The following is a 6,888-nucleotide window of genomic DNA, read 5'->3' on the forward strand; positions in this document are numbered from 1 at the left end:
ATGCAGTTATCACATTTGCTTGAACGCTGGTTTCCACATCCATTTGTTTCCGTTCTCATCATTTTATTTTGGTTGATGTTGGCACATAGCCTTGATGCGAGTGATCTTTTGACTGCTATGCTTTTAGGCTTGATTATTCCTCGTTTAGTTAAACCGTTTATTACGCGCACACCGCATATTCACTGGAAACCTGCGATTAAACTATGCTTCGTGGTTCTTTGGGATATTGTCATTTCTAACTTTAAAGTCGCGAAACTTGTTTTAGGACCTACTAAAAATTTACACCCTAAATGGTATCGCGTACCTTTAGAAACAGAACATGAGCAGGTCAATACTTTACTGGCGATGATTATTACCACAACACCAGGTACGGTTTCTGCGGGTATCGATCAGGAACGTGGGGATATTCTGGTTCACGCTTTAAGCACGGATAATACCGAATCTGATATTCAAGACATCAAAGAACGTTATGAAATTCCTCTGATGGAAATTTTTGATGTCAAAAGTAAAACGGAGGCAAGTGCATGACCATCCTACCCTATGCCCTAGGTATTAGCTTGATTGCGATTACAATCTCGATGTTACTTTGCCTTTTCAGACTGGTCATGGGCCCATCAATTGTAGACCGACTTTTAGCACTCGATACGCTTTTCCTCAATGCAACATGCCTCATTGTTGTATTAGGCATTTATTGGATGACGACCTCACTATTCGAAGGAGCTCTACTTGTTGCAATGTTAGGTTTCGTATCTACAGCCGCCTTAGCACGTTACTTCACAACTGGTCATGTTATCGATTAAGGAGAGGTCAAAATGCAATTTACAATGGAAATTATTGTTTCGGTCTTTCTGGTTTTCGGTGCCTTCTTCATGTTAGTTGGCTCAATCGGTATGGTGCGTTTACCAGACTTATTCATGCGCTTACATGCACCCACTAAATCGAGCACGCTCGGTTTAGGAAGCTTCCTGATTGCTTCAATGATCTTTTTTGCTTTCCAAGGTCGCTTTGGTTTCGCCGAATTACTTATTACCCTTCTAGCTTTTATTACCGCACCGGTTTCAGCCAATTTGATTGCTCAAGCTGCGCTACATTTACGTTTACGCTCACTGAGTGGTGAAGTACCTGAGGCAATTGAACGCCCGCTCCCTTGGGACCGTTACAAAATTGGTCAGCGCTTCTCACAAAATAAACCGCCAATGGAACCTCCTAAAGAATAAAAAATTGAGCCAGTAAAAAAGCCACCCGAAGGTGGCTTTTTTATTTTTGAGTTCTAATTACTCTTCGTCATCTGACTTACGTTCTGGTAAATCTTGTACCGCTTTTTCGATTAGACCAAACATATAGTTACCATATGCATTCGTCTTATCGTAATGGAAACGCAAGCGAGGCGTAATACGAGTCTTGATGCGACGGCTCAATTCATGACGCAAGAAACCAGATGCTTTATTTAGTACATCTAAAGTTTCTTTATTTGCAGCTTCACTTTGCTCATCACCTAGTTCACGTCCCATAACAGTGACATAAACTTCAGCATAACCCATATCTGCACTGACTTTCACCGCAGAGATGGTCACTAGACCACCTAAGCGAGGATCTTTAAGCTCTTGACGGATTAGCTCAGACAACTCACGTTGTACTGAATCCGCCATGCGCTTTAAGCGTTGGCTACCCGCCATTAAAGACTCCGTTTAATCAATTGAACATCATACACTTCGATCTTATCTTGTGGTTTGATGTCTTTATAACCTTTAACTGCAAGGCCACATTCCATACCTGCGCGAACTTCTTCAACAACGTCTTTATAACGACGAAGAGATTCAAGCTCACCTTGGAAAATTACAACATCATCACGTAATACGCGAATCGGTTTATTACGATGTAATGTGCCTTCAAGTACCATACAGCCTGCTGCTGCACCAAACTTACTTGAGTGGAATACTTCACGTACTTCCGCAACACCCAAGATTGTTTCACGATGTTCAGGAGCAAGTTTACCGCTCATAGCATCTTTCACATCATCAATTAATTCATAAATGATGCTGTAGTAACGAATATCGATACCATCTTGGTCACTTCGCTGACGAGCAGTCGTATCGGCACGAACGTTAAAGCCTAACAATACCGCTTCTGAAGATTCAGCAAGAATCACATCAGACTCAGTAATCGCACCAACACCTGAACTAATTACACGAACTTTTACTTCATCAGTAGATAATTCATGTAGAGCTGCATTCAATGCTTCTAAAGTACCACGTACGTCTGTTTTCAAAACAACGTTGACTGTAGGAACATCTTTTTTGCCCATTGACGACATGATATTTTCAAGGCGCATTGCGCTTTGACGATCAATACGTTTTTGACGCTCACGGTCAGCACGAGCATCGGCAACTTCACGCGCTTTCTTCTCGTCATTTACAACAAGAACTTCATCACCTGCCATTGGAGCATCTGGAAGACCCAGAATTTCTACAGGAATAGATGGGCCTGCTGATTTAATTGGCTTACCATTTTCATCAGACATTGCACGGACACGACCATAAGATGAACCTGCAAGAACAAGGTCACCAATGTTTAATGTACCGTTTTGAACAAGAATAGAAGTTACTGCACCACGGCCTTTATCAACACGTGCTTCAATAACAACACCTTGCGCAGCACCTTCAGCAGATGCTTTTAATTCCATCAATTCTGATTGAATAAGAATTAAATCAAGGAGTTCATCAATACCTTGTCCGGTGTGTGCAGAAACCTTAGCAATCGGAACATCACCACCCCATTCTTCTGGAACGATTTGTTTCGTTGTTAATTCATTTAACACACGGTCTGGATCAGCAGATTCTTTATCCATTTTGTTGATTGCAACAATAATTGGAGTACCTGCTGCACGAGCATGGTCAATTGCTTCTGCAGTTTGTGGCATTACACCATCATCAGCTGCAACAACTAATACAACGATATCTGTTGCTTTAGCACCACGTGCACGCATTGAAGTAAATGCCGCATGTCCCGGTGTATCAAGGAATGTAATAATCCCTTTGTCTGTTTCAACGTGATATGCACCAATATGCTGGGTAATACCACCTGCTTCACCAGCCGCCACTTTCGAACGACGGATACGGTCAAGTAATGATGTTTTACCATGGTCAACGTGACCCATAATGGTAACAACTGGCGGACGAGTTGTTTGCTCACCACGAGCTTCTTCAGCCGCTTCAAGCAAGTTATCTTCCGCTTGTGTATCAGAAACTAAAACAGGGTTGTGGCCCATTTCTTCTACAACAAGTGCCGCTGTGTCTTGATCAATAGCTTGATCTTGGTTAACCAATTCACCCATTTTCATAAGTGTTTTGATAACTTCACGTACTTTAATTGCCATTTTTTGAGCAAGATCGGCAACAACAATGCTTGAACCGATTTCTACATCATAAACTTGCTTTTTAACTGGCTTTTCAAATCCATGCTTATTCGCCTGGCTTGATTTTAAACCACGTTTGTTATGGTTAACAAAGCTTTGCTCTTCTTGACCACGACGACCACCTTTCTTACCAGCACGTGGGTTAGTGGTTGCGCCACCGCGTTTAATTTCACGGTCTTCTTGCTTAAATGAATCTTCATAAGCTTGGCCAACTAGACCTGAAGCAAGTGGAGAATCATCAATCACACGAATTGTCGTAGTAGCATCGTCATTTGAATACTTAGACGCCATTTTGCGCATTTGTTCAAGTGTACGTTGCTGAGCTTCTTCAGCCGCTTTACGACGTGCAGCTTCTTCAGTTGCTTTTAACTGAGCTGACTGCTCTTCACGAGCTCTTTTCTGTTCTGGAGTTTCAGCTGGTTTTGGTGCAGGTTTTACTGTGCCACCACCACGCTTTTTCACTACAACAGCAGCTTTTGGAGCTGTCTGTGCAGCACTATCTTGTTGATGAGCAGCACGCATAGCATCTAAAGTTGCTTTTGCTTTTTGCTCTGTTTGAAGACGCGCTTTTTGCTCGGCAGTTTCACGCGTTTGCTGTTCTACACGTGCTTTCGCTTCTGCTTCTGCACGTGCTTTAGCTTCTGCTGCAATTTGTTCAGGGTTTGGTTTAGCAAAAACCTGTTTTTTACGTACTTCTACGTTAATCGTTTTTGCTTTACCTGAAGTACTTGCAACTTTAGCGGTACTGGTTGTTTTACGTTTCAACGCAATTTTTCCTGTGTTACCACTTTCCTGACCATGAACTTTTTTCAAATGATTGACCAAAGTATCCTGTTGTTCAGTGGTAATAATGTCGTCTGCTGTACGTTGAGGCAAACCTGCTTCACGAGCCTGTTCTAGGAGCTTCTCAACAGGACGTCCTACACTGAGAGCTAACTCTTTAATCGACTTGTCCGTCATATTTCATCTCCTAGTTAAACCATGATTCGCGAGCTTTCATGATCAATTGACCTGCTTTTTCATGACCAAGACCTTCAATATCAGAGATATCGTCAGTAGCCTGATCTGCCAAATCGTCGACAGTAATAATACCGCGAGCGGCAAGCGAGTAAGCGATCTCAGAAGTCATGCCTTCCATAGTGAGAAGGTCTGCGCTCGGTTCTTGAATATTTTCTTGCTGTTTCAAAGCATCAGTAAGGGCTGCTTCTTTTGCACGACTTTGCAATAACTCAACCAATTCAGCATCAAGCTCAATTTCGTCAAAAGTTTCAGCAGGAACATAAGCAATCTCTTCTAAAGAAGTGAAGCCCATTTCCACCAATGCCATTGCTAAATCTTCTTCAATATCGAGACGTGATACAAACATGTCGAGATATTGCTGAGCTTCATTTTGCTGACGAGCACGATACTCTTCTTCAAGCATCATGTCGAGTTTGTAGCCAGTTAAATCAGAAGCTAAGCGAACGTTTTGACCTTGAGAGCCAATCGCGCGAGCTAATTGATCGCTGGTTGCAAAAATAATGTCGGCACTTCTTGCATCTTCATCAAGCACGATGCCTGAAACATCCGCTGGTTCTAATGCACTAGCAATGTATTGAGCCGGATCATCAGACCAGACCACTACATCAATACGTTCACCATTCAACTCTTGTTGTACAGCTTGAATACGCGTACCACGCATACCAATACATGCACCTACAGGGTCAATACGGTGATCATTCGTTTTCACTGCAATTTTAGCACGAACGCCCGGTTGACGTGCCGCTGCTTTAATTTCAATAATTTCTTCAGAAATTTCAGGAATTTCTTTTTTCATTAAAGCGATTAACATTTCAGGCTTAGCGCGTGATAACAACAACTGAGCGCCACGACCTTCACGGTTAACGTTATATAAAATAGCGTTTACACGTTGTTTTGGACGAAGAATTTCTTTTGGAATCATCTCTTCGCGTGCAAGATAAGCTTCTGCGTTGTCGCCTAAGTCGATAATGAAGCCATCTTTGGTTTGTTTTTTCACTTCACCGTAAATTAACTCACCCACTTTAGACTCGTATGCATCAGCAACTAAAGCACGCTCAGCTTCACGAATTTTTTGTACGATAACTTGCTTGGCAATTTGTGCAGCGATACGACCAAACTCAATAGATTCTACTTCGAGTTCACGTACATCACCAATTGACCATTTAGCTGGATCAACGTCAGAAATTGCATCTTGGCAAGCTGGCATTTCATGATCTTCATCTGCGACCACAGTCCATTGACGGAACGTACGGTAATCACCAGTTTTACGATCAATTTCTACACGAAGCTGAGCTTCTTCAGCATGCGTACCTTCGTAAAATCTTTTCTTCGTTGCAGCAACTAGAGCTTGTTCTAAAGCCTCGAAGATCGCTTCACGACTAACACCTTTTTCATTACTAACCGTTTCAACAACGGTAAGAATTTCGCGGCCCATAAGTCACCTACCGATTTCTTATAAAATTTAATAAATTTAATCTTGATAGATCAAGTTTGCTTTATCGATATTGTTGCTGTCGATTACAAGCACATGCTTCCCATCAACTTCAACCTGAATTTCTTCATTTTCAAGGTCTACTGCGATAAGTTTTGCTTGAAATTTACGACGGTTTTCTACTGCTGCAATTAAACGCAAAGCAATTTGTTGTCCGATGTAGCCTTGTAACTGTTCTAGTTGGAAAAAAGGACGATCCCAGCCCGGTGAAGAAACTTCTAATGAATACTCACCTGAAATTGGATCATGAACATCCAACATTGCGCCAACTTGTTGTGTTACACGCACACAATCTTGTACACCAATACCACGGCCTTGTTCTACTTCACCATCTTCATTAAGTACTGGCTCAGCATCTTCACTTACCGCTTTATCGATATAAATACGCAATAATGAACGTTTACCTTGTGGAAGAAACTCGATTCCCCAAAGGTCTACACCACATGCTTCCACTGCAGGAACAATTAAGTCATGCAATGCTTGGGATTTATTTGATAATTTCATTTACTCTCGTCATTCTCGTGCGATTCAATCGGTTGTTTTAACCGACACAGACCTACTATAGTGAAGCATGACTATTTGACCAATTGATGTCGACACTACACGATAGCGATACGATAACCAATAAAAAAGGGCGTTAATCGCCCCTATTTAGCACAGAAAACAATAGTCCACTGTGCAAAAAGGCCCACCTGTCTGTGAGCCTCTTTTAAGAAACTTGGTAGCGGGAGCTGGATTTGAACCAACGACCTTCGGGTTATGAGCCCGACGAGCTACCAGACTGCTCCATCCCGCATCAACGTGCAAAAATTATATACAAATATCGAAAAAAGTCAATGTAAACTTATCCAATATTAGCTTGATTAAGTTGCACCTTAATCAAATTGGTAGCGGGAGCTGGATTTGAACCAACGACCTTCGGGTTATGAGCCCGACGAGCTACCAGACTGCTCCATCCCGC

7 protein-coding genes and 1 tRNA gene are annotated in these 6,888 nt (G+C 42.1%); 3 read left to right on the top strand and 5 right to left on the bottom strand.

The features are described from left to right. Genes KTI78_RS08275 through KTI78_RS08285 form a run of 3 tightly spaced genes read left to right on the top strand, consistent with a single transcriptional unit; the run spans position 1 to position 1,217 of the window. Positions 1–528 (top strand): Na+/H+ antiporter subunit E, encoded by a 528-nt coding sequence (locus tag KTI78_RS08275; protein WP_016142367.1) that lies wholly within the window; start codon positions 1–3, stop codon positions 526–528. Further along, positions 525–800, top strand: coding sequence for a monovalent cation/H+ antiporter subunit F (locus tag KTI78_RS08280; RefSeq protein WP_016142368.1), 276 nt, complete (start codon positions 525–527; stop codon positions 798–800). The genes KTI78_RS08275 and KTI78_RS08280 overlap by 4 nt, the downstream gene beginning before the upstream one ends. A 12-nt stretch (positions 801–812) precedes the next feature. Beyond that, positions 813–1,217 (top strand): Na+/H+ antiporter subunit G, encoded by a 405-nt coding sequence (locus KTI78_RS08285; RefSeq protein WP_005065884.1) that lies wholly within the window; start codon positions 813–815, stop codon positions 1,215–1,217. 57 nt (positions 1,218–1,274) lie between these two features. On the opposite strand, the gene KTI78_RS08290 is transcribed toward KTI78_RS08285, so the two are convergent. From KTI78_RS08290 to KTI78_RS08310, 5 genes are all read right to left on the bottom strand, one after another. Then, a complete protein-coding gene (locus KTI78_RS08290; protein WP_016142369.1) occupies positions 1,275–1,676 on the bottom strand; it encodes a ribosome-binding factor A in 402 nt (133 codons plus the stop codon). Beyond that, positions 1,676–4,375: a translation initiation factor IF-2 gene (infB, locus tag KTI78_RS08295; protein WP_262445761.1), complete on the bottom strand. Its 2,700-nt coding sequence runs from the start codon at positions 4,373–4,375 to the stop codon at positions 1,676–1,678. The genes KTI78_RS08290 and infB overlap by 1 nt, the downstream gene beginning before the upstream one ends. A 10-nt stretch (positions 4,376–4,385) precedes the next feature. Then, positions 4,386–5,870 (bottom strand): transcription termination factor NusA, encoded by a 1,485-nt coding sequence (nusA, locus tag KTI78_RS08300; RefSeq protein ID WP_002115134.1) that lies wholly within the window; start codon positions 5,868–5,870, stop codon positions 4,386–4,388. 36 nt (positions 5,871–5,906) lie between these two features. Then, positions 5,907–6,431 carry a ribosome maturation factor RimP gene (rimP, locus tag KTI78_RS08305; protein WP_016142372.1) on the bottom strand — a complete coding sequence of 175 codons (525 nt, stop codon included), beginning with the start codon at positions 6,429–6,431 and terminating at the stop codon, positions 5,907–5,909. A gap of 215 nt (positions 6,432–6,646) precedes the next feature. Then, positions 6,647–6,723: transfer RNA gene (locus KTI78_RS08310), tRNA-Met, on the bottom strand. Positions 6,724–6,888 lie beyond the last annotated feature (165 nt).

Source organism: Acinetobacter sp. WU_MDCI_Abxe161 (assembly GCF_025514355.1).
Lineage (GTDB): Bacteria > Pseudomonadota > Gammaproteobacteria > Pseudomonadales > Moraxellaceae > Acinetobacter > Acinetobacter pittii_E.

Bases quoted from the DNA above. Each gene is read 5' to 3' on its own strand.
- KTI78_RS08275 (WP_016142367.1), top strand. From the start codon at position 1: ATGCAGTTATCACATTTGCTTGAACGCTGGTTTCCACATCCATTTGTT.
- KTI78_RS08280 (WP_016142368.1), top strand. From the start codon at position 525: ATGACCATCCTACCCTATGCCCTAGGTATTAGCTTGATTGCGATTACA.
- KTI78_RS08285 (WP_005065884.1), top strand. From the start codon at position 813: ATGCAATTTACAATGGAAATTATTGTTTCGGTCTTTCTGGTTTTCGGT.
- KTI78_RS08290 (WP_016142369.1), bottom strand. From the start codon at position 1,676: ATGGCGGGTAGCCAACGCTTAAAGCGCATGGCGGATTCAGTACAACGT.
- infB (WP_262445761.1), bottom strand. From the start codon at position 4,375: ATGACGGACAAGTCGATTAAAGAGTTAGCTCTCAGTGTAGGACGTCCT.
- nusA (WP_002115134.1), bottom strand. From the start codon at position 5,870: ATGGGCCGCGAAATTCTTACCGTTGTTGAAACGGTTAGTAATGAAAAA.
- rimP (WP_016142372.1), bottom strand. From the start codon at position 6,431: ATGAAATTATCAAATAAATCCCAAGCATTGCATGACTTAATTGTTCCT.